We start from the raw sequence: 14,355 nt of genomic DNA on the forward strand, positions 1-14,355 counted from the left end.
GCCCTCACCGCAGCCCAGCTGGCCGCCATCGAGATTCCCACCCTTCTCGTGTTCGCCGCCGACGATCCCATGGGCGGCGCGCCGGTCGGTGAACGAGTCGCCGACGCCATGGCCGACGCCGAGCTGCACGTCGTGGAGGGGGGTCACGCTCCATGGCTCCATCACACCGACCAGATCAGCCCGCTCGTCACGTCGTTCATCGACCGCGTGAGCCGATCAGGAGAATCCCGGGCTTGACGCGGCGCACACCATCGTCCACCATGGGTTGATGAATACGGTATACCGTATGCGAACTCAGCGGGATCGGCCGGCCGTCCATGCGTGATGACCGGTTCGGACACCCTCTGCGCGGCACGCACGACAGCGTGGCCGCCTGGGACCTGGCGTGGGGTGAGTTCCTGCACTTCCACGGCGACCCGATCGCCACGCTCGCGCCGCACGTCGATGCCGACGAATCGTTCGTGATGGGGTCGGTGTTCATCGCGGCGTACTCGGTGCTCGGCGGAATGTCGCTCGACGCACCCCACGTCCGAGCGGCGATCGACCGCGCCGGTGATGTCGCTGCGACAGATGCCGAGCTGGGTCATCTCCGCGCGCTCGAACTGATGGTGGCGGGCGACTTCACCGAAGCGGCGGGAGCCTGGGATCGCGTGGCGCGCGCGTCCCGCGATTTCGCCGCTGTGCGCATCGCTCACGACCTCTACCTGCATGTCGGAGACGACGTGGGACGCCTCGAGTCGAGCGGGCGGGCAGTTGCCGAGTGGACGCCCGACATCGCCGGCGCTCACTTCGTCATGGGCCAGTACGCCTTCGCGCTCGAGGAAGCGGGACGCTACGCCGAGGCGGAACGTGTCGGTCGGGATGCGCTCGACATCGACCCGGACGATCTGTGGGCTCGCCACGCACTCGCGCACGTCTATGAGAGCACCGATGACCAAGCGGCTGCACTGGACCTGCTGGAGAGCTCGCTCGTCCGGTGGAGCGCACAGGACGCGCTGGCCGTCCACATCTGGTGGCACCTCGCACTCCGCTACCTCGCTGCCGACGATCCGGGCCGTGCCCTCGAGGTCGTCGATCGGATCGTTCCCGATGCCACGTCCGCCTTCCGCCTGTGCGACGTGACCTCACTCCTCTGGCGGCTCGAACTCTCCGGGACTGCCGTCGGGAACCGCTGGGATGTCGTCGCCGATCGGTGGAGTGCGACCGCCGAGCGACACGCCTGTGCCTTCCTCGACACCCACGCGGTGATGGCGTTCGCCCGTCGCCCCGACCACCCCGGTGCCACCGTCTGGTTCGACGGCGTGGAGCGCGCTGGAGCGGCTGGGGCATCGGAGAACGACGAGATCTTCCGCGACGTCGTCGGTCCGCTCGTCGACGCGCTTCGCAGGTTCGGGCGCGGCGACCGGCGGGGTGCCGCCGACCGCATCGATGCCCTCGGTGATCATCGGCTCCGCCGAATCGGCGGCAGCATCGCACAGCGCGACATCATCACTCTCACCCGCCACTCCGCAGGAGACCTCCCATGAACTGGACACTGACCGACACACAACTCGAGATCCAGCAGCGTGCTCGCTCGCTTGCGACGGACGTCATCGGACCGCGCGCTGCCGCCGTCGATCGCGAGGAGCAGTACCCGTGGGAGAACGTCGCGGACCTGCAAGCAGCCGGCTTCACCGGAATGTGCATTCCACAGGAGTACGGAGGACCCGGCCACGCGCTCCACGACGCGATCCTCGTGGTCGAGGAGATGGCCAAGGTCTGCGGCGTCACCGGCCGGATCGCCGTGGAGGCGAACATGGGTGCCATCTCCGCCGTGATGCAGTACGGAACCGAGACACAGAAGCGGTTGGCCGCCGAGTACGTGCTCAGCGGTGACAAGCCGGCGATCTGCATCACCGAACCTGGTGCGGGGAGTGCGGCGTCGGAGATGACCACGCGTGCCGACCGACGCGGCAACGACTACGTGCTCAACGGAATCAAGCACTGGATCACCGGGGGCACGGTCTCGAGACTGCACCTGATCTTCGCCAGAGTGTTCGACGAGGACGGTGTCGAGGAAGGCATCGGCGGGTTCCTCGCGATCCGCGACGAGACCCCCGGTCTGAGCTTCGGGCATCGCGAACCCACGATGGGGCTGCGCGCGATCCCGGAGATGGAAGTGATCTTCGAGGACATGGTGGTCACCGCCGACATGGCGCTCCCGGCGCCCGACGGCTATCGCAAGGGATTCGGTGCGCTGATGAACGCGTACAACGCGCAACGGGTCGGCGCAGGAACCGTGGCGCTCGGGATCGCCACCGGTGCCTTCGAGCTGGCGCGTGAGTTCCTCAAGGAACGTGAACAGTTCGGTCGTCCGATCGCGGAGTTCCAGGGCCTGCAGTGGATGCTCGCCGACATGTCGGTGCAGCTCGAAGCTGCGCGGAGTCTCACGTATCGCGCCGCGGCATCCCGCGGTCCGGACAACAGCCCGTTCCCCGACCCGGCGATGGCCGCACAGGCCAAGATCTTCACCGCCGAGGCCGCGATCAGAGTCGTGAGCGATGCTCTCCAGATGTTCGGCGCAGCCGGGTACTCGCGACGCAACCCACTCGAGCGCATGTATCGCGATGTGCGGATGTTCACCATCGGCGGCGGGACCGCCCAGGCGCTGCGCACGGTCGTGGCGTCGCGGGTGCTCGGCATGAAGCTGCCCCAGACACGCGGTGGATACGAGAAGGCGGCGACGAATGCGTGATGTGGCCGTGTCGAGCCGAGTGACGCACGGTGCCCCGTGGACCTGAACCGGATCGCCGGACAGCGGCCGTCGCTTGCCGACCAGGCTTACTCGTCGATCGTCGAGGCGGTGCTGAATCGCCAGATCGAGTTGGGCGACGCACTGATCATGGACCAGCTCGCCGACCTGCTCGACATCTCGCGGACGCCGGTCCGTGACGCATTGATGCGCCTCGAACTCGAAGGGCTCGTCGAACAACGCGGTCGGCGCGGGTACGTCGTGCGGTCGATCGGCGACGACGAGGTCAGCAAGCTGTACCAGGCTCGCGAGGCGGTCGAGGGACACGCGGCACGCCTGGTGGCCGAAGCGAACGACGTCGAGGCGATCGAACGCATCGAAGGCGCGATCGTCGACGCGCACGAATCGATGGACGGCAGCGTCGTGGCGTCGTACCTGGCCAACCGGGCCGTGCACCGCTCGATCCTCGAAGCCGTCGACAACCGCTTCATGACGATCAGCTTCGACAACATCTGGGGGGTGAGCGTCGCCGCGGTCGCGTACGGCCGGCTGTACGAACCGAAGATCAAGGACCATGATCTGGTCGCGGACCACGCACGATTGGTCGAGGCGCTGCGGAGCGGGGACGGCGATTGCGCAGCTGCCGAGGCGATCTCGCACATTCGTGACGGACTCGACATCAACCTGTCGTGAACGCCGCACCGCTGTCGCCGACGACGCCCACCGGAACTCGAAACGAGGAGACCCAGCCATGACCGACACAGTGACGCCGATCGAACTTCACGACCCGGCCACGTTCGCGGCTGGCATCCCACACGACCTCTTCGCGTCGCTGCGCGCCGCCGCCGGCCTGACTCGCTCACCCGACGTCGACGGGACGACCGGCTTCTGGTCGGTGACCCGTCACGCCGATCTGGTGCAGGCATCGCGCGACCTCGAGACGTTCTCGTCCGCGGTCGGCCACATTCAGATCTACGACATCGACGCCGACGCTCTGGACGCCCGCGCCTCGATGATCGACATGGATCCCCCGATGCACACCCGGCTCCGCCGGCTGGTCAGCTCCGCGTTCACCCCCCGTCACGTCCAGGCGTATCGAGCGGCGGTTCGTACCCGGATCCGCTCCGTGCTCGACGGCTTCGAGGGGAACGGCGGTGGCGACTGGGTCTCGGCGGTTGCGAAGCCGATCCCGATCGGTGTGATCTGCGACCTGATGGGCGTGCCGAGCGAGGACCACAGCTACCTGGTCGAACTGTCCGATCACCTCGTCGCCGGCACGGGCGCCGAACCGCTCGAACCGACCGCCTACGGAAACACCACCGATCTCCGGCTCCTGCCGTTCAACAGCCCGGCAGCGTTCGCGATGAGCGAGTACGCGACGGCGCTCGGTGCCGAACGTCGAGCGAACCCGGTCGACGACCTGATCTCCGATCTCGTCACGGCCGAGATCGACGGCGAACGGCTCACCGACGAGGAGTTCGCCAACTTCTTCCGGCTGATGATCTTCGCCGGCAACGAGACCACTCGCTCGTCGATGGCTCACCTGGCGCTCCACATGCACCGGTTCGCCGGCGAGTTCGAGCGGGTGCGCGCAGACCGATCTCTGCTCGCTCCGGTGACCGACGAGGTGATCCGGTACTCCTCGCCGATCCTCTACTTCCGGCGCACGGTCACGAAACCCGTCACCCTGTCCGGGACGGAGCTTGCCGTCGGCGACAAGGTGGTGCTCTGGTACGCCGCGGCGAACTTCGACGAGCAGGTGTACGTCGACCCGCTCGCGTTCCGCGCCGATCGGCCCCCGACGCCTTCGCACCTCGCATTCGGTGGGGGCGGTGCGCACTTCTGCCTCGGGGCGTCGCTCGCCCGCCTCGAAGTGGCCGAACTGATCGACGAGATCCTCGACCGCGACCTGAGCTTCGATGACGTGGGAGAGCCAGAGTTCGTGGAGTCGAATTTCGTCAACGGCATCGAGCACCTCCGCGTCTCGCTGTGAACGAAGCGATGGATCCCGAGCAGCAGCCGATGAGGGCCCACGTCGACCGGGTGGATCGGGGACTGGCGTGGCGCGAGTCGGGAACCGCGAGCGAGGGCGAGCTTCCGGTGGTGTTCCTGCACGGCCTGGGTGGCACCCGCACCTCGTGGGGAGCCCAGCTGCGCGGACTGGCGGACGGGTTCCGCTGCGTCGCGTGGGACATGCCCGGGTACGGCGACTCGGACGCACTCGTTCCACTCACCTACGACGGCATCGCGCGGCGCGTGGTCGACCTCATCGATCTGCTCGACGTCGACCAGGTCGACGTGGTCGGGCTGTCGTTCGGCGGGATGCACGCGCTGCACACGGCTCTCGCCTTCCCCGGCCGGATCCGACGGATGGTCCTCGCCGACACCAGCCCGGCCTTCGGGATGGACGGCACGACCCGGGAGGGGTGGATCGCGTCGCGCCTCGCGGTGCTCGATGCCGGAGGGCGGCCGGGTGACCGAGCGGAGCAGGTGATCGACGCGATCACGGCGTCGCCGCTCGTCGGTCGCGTCCGTGACGAGACGATCGACTCCTTCGGACGGATCGGCGCCGACGGATTCCGAGCGGCCGTGATGTGTCTTCCCGACAACGATGTGCGCGCCGATCTGCACCGGATCCGGCACGACGTCCTCGTCGTGGTCGGCGAACTCGACCAGGAGACCCCGCCGACCTACGCCCAAGCGCTGCACGACGGGCTGGTCAACAGCCGCCTCGAGGTGATCGACGACGTCGGCCATCTCTCTCCGACCGAAGCGCCCGGACGTTTCAACCGACTCGTGCGGGATTTCCTCGTCGCGTGACCCGGAAGCCGCACTGACAATCGTGAGAGGATCGCTGCCATGAACAGCGCGTTGCACACCCCGGAACGTTCGGCCATCGTCGAGAGGGTCGCGGAGCTCGGTCCACGCATCGCCTCGCGTGCCGCCGAGGTCGACGAGGCCGCGACCTTCCCGTACGACAACTGGTCCGACCTACGCGACGCGGGTCTGCTCGGCATCGTCATCCCGACCGCCGCCGGAGGACTCGGCGGCGACTTCGTCGGGTATGCCCTGGCCTCGGAGGAACTCGCCCGCCACTGTGGGAGCACCGCACTCACCTTCAACATGCACGTGGCGACGACACTCCTCGTCGGGGAGGTGGCCGATCGTCTCGGCTTGGGCGGCGACGAGGTGTCGTTCGTCGAGGATCGACGCAAGGTGCTCTACCAGGGGGTGGTCGACGAGGGCCACATCCACAGTCAGCCGTTCTCCGAAGGCATCAATGCGAGCGCCACCGGTGGGTACGCCACTCGCGCCACGCCGGTCGACGGCGGCTACCTCGTGACCGGCCGCAAGATCTTCGCATCACTCTCGGGCGCTGCCGACTTCCACAACGTGTTGTGCCAGGTCGAGGGCGATGAGCGGCTGCGTCTCCTCGGCGTGCCGCACGACGGTGAGGGCTGCGTGATCGAGGGGGAGTGGAACCCGCTCGGGATGCGCGGCACCGACTCGCGCAACCTGGTGATGAACGACGTGTTCGTGCGCGCCGAGCACGAATGGCTACCGCCGGGGGTGTTCAACGCCCAAGCCGATCGCTTTCCCTACTTCTTCATGACGCTGTCTTTCTCGTACCTCGGCATCATGCGTGCGATCCTCGACTTCACCGAGGACTATCTGAAGACGGGCGGTCGACGCGATCACGCCATCAAGCAGCAGGGATGGACATCGATGAACATCCAGTTCGAACAGGCGCAGGCCCTGTTGTACCGAGTGCTGTCCGACGTGTGCGTCGATCCCGACGACGCGCAGATCAGCCGGGCGCAAGCGTCGCTCGTGACCACGATGGAGGGGGCGCCGGCCATGGCGTCCACGGCCATCCAGATCTGCGGAGGGCGTTCGCTGCTGCGCCCGAGCCCGATCGAGCGCTTCTACCGCGATGCGCGCTGCGGTGCGGTGATGTTGCCGTGGAGCGTCGAGGTGTGTCGCGAGCGCCTCGGACGTGCTCGACTTTTCGACGGCGGCGCCGAATGACCGACGCCGGAACCGAGTGGCGTTGGGTGCAGCGCTACGCCGAACAGTTCGCAGCCTGCAATCTGCGCGATGGCGAAGTCGCCGTGCTGCTGTACGAGGCGTCGAGTTCTCCACTCATCGTGGAGACAGCGCGTATGGCGCTCGAAATGATGGGCGCCGCCGTCGCCGAGGTGCGGATGCCGACGCCACCGAACCCGGGTCCGCTGCCGATTCGCTCGACCGGTGCCTCCCTGGCGATCGCCAACAACCGTGCCGCAATCGCCGCGCTCCGGGCAGCGGACTTCGTCGTGGACTGCACGGTCGAGGGCTTGCTCCACGCACCGGAGTTGGGTGAGATCCTGAACGGCGGGGCACGGGTCTTGATGGTCTCGGCGGAACACCCGGAGAACGCGGAACGTTGGCCGCACGACCCGACGCTCGCAGACCGCGTCGACCGTGGGGTGGCGATGCTCGAATCGGCATCGCGAATGCGCGTCACCTCCGAGGCCGGAACCGATCTCGCCGTCGACCTGACCGGCGCGTTCCGCGCCGGATCGTGCGGCTGGTGCACCGAGCCGGGAAGCATCGCGCACTGGCCCGGCGGGCTCGTGCTCGCCTTCCCCGCGTCGAACTGCGTGGACGGCGTGGTGGTGCTGGCGCCGGGCGACGTGAACCTCACGTTCAAGGAGTACGTCCGAGAACCGATCACGCTGACCGTCGAACACGACTACGTCGTCGACATCGCGGGGGCCGGACACGATGCGGAGTTGATGCGCTCGTACCTCGCTGCGTTCGACGAACCCGACGCATACGCGATCAGCCACATCGGATGGGGGATGAACCCCGCCGCTCGCTGGGAATCGCTTGCGATGTGGGACAAGGCGGACATGAACGGCACCGAACTGCGGGCGTTCGCGGGCAATGTCGTCTTCTCGACGGGAGCGAACGAGGTTGCCGGCCGCTTCTGTCGGGGGCACTTCGACCTGCCGATGCGCAACTGCTCGGTGGAGATCGATGGCGAGAGTGTCGTGGACCGTGGTGTCCTACGATCCGATCTCGCATGACCCGACACGTTCCGAGCACCCGGCGACCACGAGCATGAACGACCATCGCAGCCACGACCACGGCGACCGATCCCGAATGCGCATCCTCTGGCCCGACCACCTCGGGCTGGCGCGCGGCAAGTACCTCCCGGGATGGCGGGGCGGTGAGGGCACGGGCTTCTGCGTGACCACGTTCGCGATGGGATACGACCGCGACCTGATCGACGCTCCGGGCGCCCACCTCCTCGGTGGTCTCAAGGACGTGCGCGGCACGCCAGACCCTGCATCGATCCGGCCGTCGTGGGAGGACGACTCGACCGTGGTGGCGTTGGCCGACCTCGAACTCGGTGATGAGCCGTACGAAGTGTCGAGTCGCCGAGCACTGCAGCGTTCGCTGGAGGCCTGGAAGGACCTCGGTTTCGCGGTACGGGTCGGAATCGAGTTGGAGGGCTACCTGCTCGCACCGACAGCCGACAGCCCGTATGCCAAGTACTCGAATCCGCGATCGATGGTCTACGGCACCGGTCCACTCGGCGACCCGACCGGGTTCGTGTCCGACGTGCTCGACACCGCCGAACGGTGCGGGTTCGCGGTGGAGTCGGCGAACGTCGAGTTCGACGAATCCCAATTCGAGTTCACCCTGCGCTACGACGACGCGCTCCGCGCCGTCGACGATGCGTTCCTCTTCCGGTTGATGGTCCGTGAGATCGCGATCTCGAAGGGTCTCGACTTCACCTTCCTCGGCAAGCCGTTCCCCGGCGAATCGGGATCCGGCATGCACACCAACTTCAGCCTCGTCGACGCGGATGGCGTGAACGTCATGTTCGACGCCGCCGACGAGCACGGCGTCAGCAAGATCGCTCGCTCGTGTCTGGCCGGTCTGGTCGATCATCACCGGGCGCTCACCGCACTGTGCGCACCCACGGTCAATGCCTACCGTCGGCTGCAGCCCGGGTCGCTCGCCGGGTGCTGGGCCAACTGGGGCAAGGACCACCGCAACGTGGCCAATCGCATCCCCGCCGAATCCGGTTCGGCGATGCGGATCGAGAGCCGGATCGGCGACGGTTCGATGAACATCCACCTCGGTGTCGCAGCCGTGCTCGAAGCGGCGCGCCTCGGCGTGACGGCGTCGAGCGACGCCGGTGAGCCGTTCACCGGTGACGGGTTCGAGGACGGTGGCGACGGTGCCGAACGCAGCGCGACGGATCTGGGGAGCGCGCTCGACGACCTCGAAGCGGACACCTCGTTCGTCGGTGCCTTCGATGCGAAGTTGATCGGCAACTTCGTCGCGAACAAGCGTCACGAGTTCGAGCGATTCGTGGCGACGGGTGAGTCACTCGATGGTGACGCGTTGACCGACTTCGAACTCGCGAACTACCTGCCGTACCACTGACCGACCGTCACCGGTCCGAGCGGCACCCGTTCATTCGCTGTCGGCGATTCCGCCGATGATCGTGCGGAGCAGCGAAGCCAACTGTCGCTTCTCGTCGACGTCGAGAACGGACGTGGTCTCGGACTCGAACGCGTTGAACCGCGGGCTCAGGTCACCGATGACCGCCGTGCCCTCCGGCGTCAGTTCGACGAGCATCTTGCGCCGGTCCTCCTTCGGCCGTTCACGGCTGACGAAGCCGCGGCTCTCCAGCGTGTTCAAGATCCCGGTGAGCGTGCCCTTGGACAGGTCGCATTCGGTCGCGAGTCGGCTCGTCTCCATCTGGCCCCAGATGTAGAGCACCCAGAGCGCCGTGAACCCGCCCCACGACAGGCCCAACTCCGCGAGGATCCGGGCCTCGGCCCGCCGCCGAATGGCGGCCGCAGCGCGGTAGATGTTGGCAATCGCCTCCATCGAGTCGATGTCGTAGGGGCGATCACCGAGCGCGCGGAGGATGTCCTGTTCGTTGGGAAGCAGATCGCGCTGCTGGTCCTGGCTCACTGACTCACCATACGCATCTGACCGAAGCTCTCGCTGTGTGGTCGCAGCGGCTCAGACGGCGCGCACTGGGAGGCGCTTGATGCCGGCGATGAAGTTCGAGCGGAGGCGGTCGATCGGACCGACCGGCTCGAAGTGATCGATGCGCTTGAACAGCTCCTCGAACACGAGGCGCACCTCCATCCGGGCGAGCCACGCGCCGAGGCAGAAGTGTGGCCCGCTGCGACCGAACGTCATGTGTTCGTTCGGGGTTCGCGCCAGGTCGAACCGGAACGGGTGCTCGAACTGATCAGCATCGTGGTTCGCCGAGTTGAACCACATCACGACCCGGTCACCTTCCTTGATCTGCTTGCCGCGCATCTCGACGTCGCGCGTCGCCGTGCGGCGGAAGTGCATCGTGACCGCACTCGTGCGCATGATTTCCTCGATCGCGGTCGGGGTGAGCGACGGGTCGGCCTTCCAGGTCTCCCACAGCTCGGGATGGTTCATCATCGTCCACAAACCGTGGGTCATCGTGTAGCGCGTGGTGTCGTTGCCGGCGGCCACGAGGAGGGTGAAGAAGTTGTTGAACTGCAGGTCGGTCAACGGCTCGCCGCTCTTGGTCGGAGCGAGCAGTTGCGAGATCACGTCGTCACGGGGGCAGGTCCGACGGTCGAGCACCTGCTCCTGTGCGAACTGGAAGATCTGGATCGACGCCGGACTGCGGAACGGCACCATGCGGAACTGTTCGGTGTCGGTGAGGTCGACCGGATAGTCGGTGAACTCGGGGTCGGTGTTGCCGAGCAGTGCGTCTCCCCACTCCACGAGGCGATGGCCGTCCTCGTCGCTCGTGCCGAGCATCTTGCCGAGCATCCGCATCGGGAGCTGTTGGGCGATGGCGTGGACGAAGTCGAACTCGGGTTCGGCGAGGGCATCGTCGATCACCTCGGCCGCGAGTTGGCGGATGTCGTCCTCGTAACCGTTGACGCTGCGCCCGGTGAATCCCTTCGACACCAGACGGCGGTACTGGGTGTGTTCCGGCGGGTCGAGTTCCATCATCGTCAGTCGAGCAGCGGCCTCCTCGTCATCCATCTGCTCGAGGCGGATGCCCTTGCTCGACGTGAACGTCTCGACGTCGCGGCTCACGGCGAGCGCGTCGTCGTAGCGCAGGATCGACCAGAACCCCGAGCCGTCCTTCTCCTCGGTCCAGTGGACCGGATCCTCGTGACGCAACCGCTCGAACGTGGCGTGTGGGACGCCGGACGTGTACGTGTCGTGGTCGGTGATGTCGGCGTCGTCCGGGCCGTGGTCGGCCAGGTAGTCGTCGACGAAGGTGACGGGGTTGGTCGGCATGGTGTGCTCGCTCTCGTCGCGGATCTGCTCAGGTCGCCATCGGGTTGGGGTTGGCTCGCACGGTCGTCCCCGGACCCATCGAGTTGCCCACCTGCCGGTAGTAGCCACCGATGACCTCGACGTCACCGAAGCGGGCCAGCTCCTCGGTCGGGTTGTCGTGCAGGACGAGTTCGGCGGCGCCGGAGTACACCGGTCCGAGTTCCACGTCGAAGCCACGCATCGTCACCAGTTCGTCGAGCGAGTCGCGACCGTCCATCTCGATGGCGGGCATCTGGCGTGAATGGAGCATCGGATGTCCGTTCACGAATCCAGCCGATTCAACTTCTCCGGTGATGGTGAAGCGAGCGTCGGCAATGCGGCGTCCCCACGTACTGAGCGTGGCGCCGAAGCGACCACCGGGTTCCAATCGTGGCCCGGCCTTGCCGATCGTCACGGGCCGGGTCATCCAGATCTCCGACATCTTCTTCGGGTAGCCCTGGATGTGTCCGCGGGCCATGGCGAAGTCCTTGTCGACCCAGATGTAGGCGGCGCGACTGTAGGTCTGGCCCTCGTATTCGCAGCGGATCACGACGAACACCTCCTTGTACTGCGCTCGAGCAGGATCGAGGAGTTCGTCGAAGCTGTCGCTGCAGCTCTGCCATTCCGCCCAGATGATGGCGACCGCACCGGGGTCGTCGGCCGCGACGGTGAGCCCGGGCGGCAACAGCTCCGCCACGCGCGCCGGATCGGTCCGGAACTCGATGGTCATCATCTCGCCGCTGTAGTGCCATGGCGGTGACGGCAGGATGCCGGCGCGTCCTTCCGGGGTACGGGGGTACATGAGACCTCGGAGTTCGGACATGCGGCCCAACATAATCGTTTGGACACAAACGATCAATGGGCGGGGTGGCATACTGTGCTCGCAACGTCCGGACGATCGACAACGGAGCGCGTACATGGCCGAATCACGACGAATCCTCCTCGATGGATATGTCACCGAGGTACGACTCGAGGCAGACGACCTGGTGGCCGCCGACGGCCGGCGGATCGCCGTCGCCGATGCCACCCACCTGGCACCGAGCGAGCCGACCAAGATCGTCTGCGTCCACCTCAACTACGAGAGCCGCGTCGACGAGTTCATGACCAAGCTCCCGGCGGCACCGACCTACTTCCACAAGCCGATCACCGCCCTGTGTGGCCACGGTGCCGACGTGGTCCGTCCGGTCGGCTGCGAATGGCTCAACTACGAAGGTGAGATCGCGATCGTCATCGGGCGCACCTGTCGCAACATCTCGCCAGCGGACGCGGGCGACTACATCGCCGGCTACAGCGTCGCCAACGACTACGGCCTGCACGACTTCCGCGATACCGACGCCGGCTCGATGCTGCGTGTCAAGGGGAGCGACACACTCTGCCCGGTCGGCCCCGGCCTCGTCACCGATTGGGATTTCCGGAACAAATCGATCCGGACGATCGTCAACGGTGAGGTGAAGCAGGACGGCAACACCTCGGAGATGAAGTGGGACATGCACTACCTCGTCGCCGACATCGCCCGCACCATCACGCTCGTGCCCGGCGACATCCTGTTGTCCGGCACGCCGGCCAATTCGCGCACCGTCTACCCGGGTGACGTGGTGAGCGTCGAGGTCGAAGGACTCGGCGCGCTCACGAACACGATCGTCACCGGGCCCACCCCCATCCGCACCGACGTCGGCGCTCAGCCGAGTCGGAGTGAAGAGGTCATGTCGACCGCGCAGGGCGGCGACTGGGAATTCCGTGGCATCCGCGCCCCGATGGGACCCGGCGCCAAGCACTACGAGAGCACCGTCGACGACGAGAACCCGAGCGACGCATGAACGTTCGACGCGCCGACATCGGCGGGGTCTCGGTCCCCGTCGATCACCTGATCGGTGGCGAATGGGTCGGTTCGGACGAGACCTTCGAGACGCGTTCGCCGCTCGACTGGGACGCCGGCCCGCTCGCGCACGTCGCACGCGGCGACGCTGCGACAGCCGAGGCTGCGGTGAACGCAGCAGCAGCCGGCTTCGAGGTGTGGGGATCGTTCAGCCCGGTGCAGCGAGCGGAGGTCATGCATCGTCTCGCCGACCTGATCGATGAGAACGCCGACGAGATCGCGCTCGCGGAGACCCTCGACATGGCATTTCTCCAGGAGTCGATGCGTCTGCGACTGGTGGGGAGAGGAGCGCTCAACTTCCGCACGTACGCCGACCTGATCGTCGCTCACGAAGAGCGCGAATGGGATGCCAAGAACCTCCACAACTGGGTCCAGCGCATGCCCGCCGGGCCCGCCGTGGTGATCACGCCGTGGAACGCACCGTTCATGTTGAGCACGTGGAAGCTCGCGCCCGCCCTGGCCGCAGGGAACAGTGTCATCCACAAGCCCGCCGAGTGGTCGCCACTGTCGGCCGCCCTGCTCGCCGAGCTGACGGTCGAGGCCGGATTTCCCGCCGGTGCCTACAACCTGGTCCAGGGCATCGGCGAAGAAGTCGGCGCAGCACTCGTCTCGAACCCGAGGGTGCGCCGCATCACGTTCACCGGCTCGCCCGCGACCGCGAAGCACATCGGGCGCGCCGCCGCGGACAACATCGTTCCGTTCACCGCGGAGCTCGGCGGCAAGGGTCCGCTGGTCGTGTTCGCCGACTCCGACCTGGATGCCGCCGCGCACCGGGCGGCGTGGCAGTTCGACGACTCCGGTCAGGTGTGCCTGGCCGGGACGCGCCTGCTGGTGGAGGCGTCGGTCCGTGACGAGTTCATGGAGAGGTTCGACGCTCACGCCGACGCGCTGGTGTTGGGGGACAGTCGCGAGTCGACGACGCAGATCGCTCCGATGGTGCATCCCGAACATCGAGATGCGGTCCACGGGTTCGTGGAACGTGCCCGGGCGAACGGTGATCGCATCGTGCGCGGGGGGTGGGCGCACGAGGACTCGTTGCACTACGAGCCGACGTTGATCGAGCCGCGGTCCAACGAGAGCGAGGTGGTGCAGCAGGAGATCTTCGGACCGGTCCTCACCCTGCAGACCTTCGACGACGAAGCCGATGCGATCCGCCTCGCGAACAGCACCGCCTACGGTCTGTCGGCCATCGTCTTCACCGGCTCACGCGAGCGCGCCGAACGGGTCGGCCGATCACTGCGTGCCGGACTGGTGTGGGTGAACACGTTCCTCGTGCGTGACCTCACCGCGCCGTTCGGCGGTTGTGGGATCAGCGGCATCGGACGCGAGGGCGGCGATCATGCGCTCGAATTCCATGCCGACCTCAAGACACTGATGATCCTCGACGATTCCTGCGACTGACGTCTCGTCGCGGACAGTT

14 protein-coding genes are annotated in these 14,355 nt (G+C 66.8%); 11 read left to right on the top strand and 3 right to left on the bottom strand.

What is annotated here, in order from left to right:
* From WBV89_RS22080 to WBV89_RS22120, 9 genes are all read left to right on the top strand, one after another.
* Positions 1-237, top strand: a 237-nt coding sequence (locus tag WBV89_RS22080) for an alpha/beta fold hydrolase (protein ID WP_423983485.1), incomplete at its 5' end; no start/stop codon positions are given.
* 128 nt (positions 238-365) lie between these two features.
* Positions 366-1,526: a tetratricopeptide repeat protein gene (locus WBV89_RS22085; protein WP_423983486.1), complete on the top strand. Its 1,161-nt coding sequence runs from the start codon at positions 366-368 to the stop codon at positions 1,524-1,526.
* Positions 1,523-2,734, top strand: a complete 1,212-nt coding sequence (gene acdA / locus WBV89_RS22090; protein WP_423983487.1) for a 3-sulfinopropanoyl-CoA desulfinase — start codon at positions 1,523-1,525, stop codon at positions 2,732-2,734. The genes WBV89_RS22085 and acdA overlap by 4 nt, the downstream gene beginning before the upstream one ends.
* A 36-nt stretch (positions 2,735-2,770) precedes the next feature.
* The gene (locus tag WBV89_RS22095; RefSeq protein WP_423983488.1) at positions 2,771-3,424 is read left to right on the top strand and encodes a GntR family transcriptional regulator; all 654 of its coding nucleotides are present in this window, start codon (positions 2,771-2,773) and stop codon (positions 3,422-3,424) included.
* Positions 3,425-3,482: 58 nt separating this feature from the next.
* Positions 3,483-4,724, top strand: coding sequence for a cytochrome P450 (locus WBV89_RS22100; protein WP_423983489.1), 1,242 nt, complete (start codon positions 3,483-3,485; stop codon positions 4,722-4,724).
* A gap of 29 nt (positions 4,725-4,753) precedes the next feature.
* Positions 4,754-5,551: an alpha/beta fold hydrolase gene (locus WBV89_RS22105; RefSeq protein WP_423983490.1), complete on the top strand. Its 798-nt coding sequence runs from the start codon at positions 4,754-4,756 to the stop codon at positions 5,549-5,551.
* A 39-nt stretch (positions 5,552-5,590) separates the two neighbouring features.
* Positions 5,591-6,760 carry an acyl-CoA dehydrogenase family protein gene (locus tag WBV89_RS22110; protein ID WP_423983491.1) on the top strand — a complete coding sequence of 390 codons (1,170 nt, stop codon included), beginning with the start codon at positions 5,591-5,593 and terminating at the stop codon, positions 6,758-6,760.
* The gene (locus tag WBV89_RS22115) at positions 6,757-7,803 is read left to right on the top strand and encodes a peptidase M29 (RefSeq protein WP_423983492.1); all 1,047 of its coding nucleotides are present in this window, start codon (positions 6,757-6,759) and stop codon (positions 7,801-7,803) included. The genes WBV89_RS22110 and WBV89_RS22115 overlap by 4 nt, the downstream gene beginning before the upstream one ends.
* Positions 7,804-7,879: 76 nt before the next feature.
* Positions 7,880-9,175 carry a glutamine synthetase family protein gene (locus WBV89_RS22120; RefSeq protein ID WP_423983493.1) on the top strand — a complete coding sequence of 432 codons (1,296 nt, stop codon included), beginning with the start codon at positions 7,880-7,882 and terminating at the stop codon, positions 9,173-9,175.
* Between the two features lie 30 nt (positions 9,176-9,205).
* Here the strand turns inward: WBV89_RS22120 and WBV89_RS22125 are convergent, their stop codons facing one another.
* The 3 genes from WBV89_RS22125 to WBV89_RS22135 are packed head-to-tail and all read right to left on the bottom strand — an operon-like array spanning position 9,206 to position 11,882.
* Positions 9,206-9,712, bottom strand: coding sequence for a MarR family winged helix-turn-helix transcriptional regulator (locus WBV89_RS22125; RefSeq protein ID WP_423983494.1), 507 nt, complete (start codon positions 9,710-9,712; stop codon positions 9,206-9,208).
* Between the two features lie 51 nt (positions 9,713-9,763).
* On the bottom strand, positions 9,764-11,041 hold the full coding sequence (locus WBV89_RS22130; protein ID WP_423983495.1) for a cytochrome P450: 1,278 nt from the start codon (positions 11,039-11,041) through the stop codon (positions 9,764-9,766).
* Positions 11,042-11,069: 28 nt separating this feature from the next.
* Positions 11,070-11,882 carry an acetoacetate decarboxylase family protein gene (locus tag WBV89_RS22135; RefSeq protein WP_423983496.1) on the bottom strand — a complete coding sequence of 271 codons (813 nt, stop codon included), beginning with the start codon at positions 11,880-11,882 and terminating at the stop codon, positions 11,070-11,072.
* Positions 11,883-11,976: 94 nt separating this feature from the next.
* Here WBV89_RS22135 and WBV89_RS22140 point away from each other — a divergent pair, with 94 nt between their 5' ends.
* Both WBV89_RS22140 and WBV89_RS22145 read left to right on the top strand, forming a co-directional pair.
* Positions 11,977-12,876 carry a fumarylacetoacetate hydrolase family protein gene (locus WBV89_RS22140; RefSeq protein ID WP_423983497.1) on the top strand — a complete coding sequence of 300 codons (900 nt, stop codon included), beginning with the start codon at positions 11,977-11,979 and terminating at the stop codon, positions 12,874-12,876.
* Positions 12,873-14,336 (top strand): aldehyde dehydrogenase, encoded by a 1,464-nt coding sequence (locus WBV89_RS22145; RefSeq protein WP_423983498.1) that lies wholly within the window; start codon positions 12,873-12,875, stop codon positions 14,334-14,336. Before WBV89_RS22140 ends, WBV89_RS22145 begins: the two co-directional genes overlap by 4 nt.
* Positions 14,337-14,355: the final 19 nt, after the last annotated feature.

The organism is Ilumatobacter sp., assembly GCF_049588435.1.
Lineage (GTDB): Bacteria > Actinomycetota > Acidimicrobiia > Acidimicrobiales > Ilumatobacteraceae > Ilumatobacter_A.

What these genes read in the sequence shown, in the direction of transcription:
- WBV89_RS22110 (WP_423983491.1), top strand. Translation starts at nt 5,591, where the DNA reads ATGAACAGCGCGTTGCACACCCCGGAACGTTCGGCCATCGTCGAGAGG.
- WBV89_RS22105 (WP_423983490.1), top strand. Translation starts at nt 4,754, where the DNA reads ATGAGGGCCCACGTCGACCGGGTGGATCGGGGACTGGCGTGGCGCGAG.
- WBV89_RS22145 (WP_423983498.1), top strand. Translation starts at nt 12,873, where the DNA reads ATGAACGTTCGACGCGCCGACATCGGCGGGGTCTCGGTCCCCGTCGAT.
- acdA (WP_423983487.1), top strand. Translation starts at nt 1,523, where the DNA reads ATGAACTGGACACTGACCGACACACAACTCGAGATCCAGCAGCGTGCT.
- WBV89_RS22120 (WP_423983493.1), top strand. Translation starts at nt 7,880, where the DNA reads ATGCGCATCCTCTGGCCCGACCACCTCGGGCTGGCGCGCGGCAAGTAC.
- WBV89_RS22100 (WP_423983489.1), top strand. Translation starts at nt 3,483, where the DNA reads ATGACCGACACAGTGACGCCGATCGAACTTCACGACCCGGCCACGTTC.
- WBV89_RS22135 (WP_423983496.1), bottom strand. Translation starts at nt 11,882, where the DNA reads ATGTCCGAACTCCGAGGTCTCATGTACCCCCGTACCCCGGAAGGACGC.
- WBV89_RS22115 (WP_423983492.1), top strand. Translation starts at nt 6,757, where the DNA reads ATGACCGACGCCGGAACCGAGTGGCGTTGGGTGCAGCGCTACGCCGAA.
- WBV89_RS22130 (WP_423983495.1), bottom strand. Translation starts at nt 11,041, where the DNA reads ATGCCGACCAACCCCGTCACCTTCGTCGACGACTACCTGGCCGACCAC.
- WBV89_RS22140 (WP_423983497.1), top strand. Translation starts at nt 11,977, where the DNA reads ATGGCCGAATCACGACGAATCCTCCTCGATGGATATGTCACCGAGGTA.